Source organism: Cellulomonas telluris (assembly GCF_004886325.1).
Classification (GTDB): domain Bacteria; phylum Actinomycetota; class Actinomycetes; order Actinomycetales; family Cellulomonadaceae; genus Cellulomonas; species Cellulomonas telluris.
Window position 1 is genome coordinate 1 of the sequence record NZ_QXFN01000142.1, and the last position, 501, is coordinate 501.

Genomic DNA, 501 nt, shown 5'->3' on the forward strand with positions numbered 1-501 from the left:
GGCGCCGACGTCGTCCACGCTGGCCGCGGCGATCCGGGCGAGTGCGGCGACGTCGTCGAGGAGGGCGAACAGTCCGCCGGCCATGGGTGATCCTTCAGGTCGTGGGTCGGGTCGTGCCGAGCCTATCGGCGTGGGCTCCCGCACTCACCTGCGCCGTGGTGCACGGCGTGCGAGGATGCCGCCCATGTCGGGGGACGTGAGGCGCCGGACGTACGCGTGGGCGGGCTCGGTGCTCGTCGCTGCGCTGGCCGTCGGCTGCTCGTCGGGCCCGGTCGAGCCGGTGACGACCCAGCCGTGGGTCGAGGGCGGCCTGCCCGAGTACTGCGGCGGTCGCGGCGGCGAGCTCGCGTCGTTCTGGGAGCTCGTCCACGCGTCCTGCGCGGTCGCCCAGGACGGCGACGTGCGTCAGGGCAGGGCGCTCGAGGAGGTCCTCTCCCGCCTGCCCGCGGACCGGAAGGCGGAGTTCCGTCGCACCTTCCGCCGGCTGAGCAACGAGCTCGT

General features: G+C 74.7%; 2 protein-coding genes. One reads left to right on the forward strand and one right to left on the reverse strand.

The window, feature by feature from the left end:
* Positions 1 to 84, reverse strand: an 84-nt coding sequence (locus tag FB586_RS20355; RefSeq protein ID WP_136520893.1) for a DUF808 family protein, incomplete at its 3' end; no start/stop codon positions are given.
* Positions 85 to 184: 100 nt separating this feature from the next.
* Between FB586_RS20355 and FB586_RS19135 the strand changes: the two genes are divergently transcribed.
* The coding region (locus FB586_RS19135; protein ID WP_136520892.1) for a hypothetical protein at positions 185 to 501 on the forward strand (317 nt) is incomplete at its 3' end.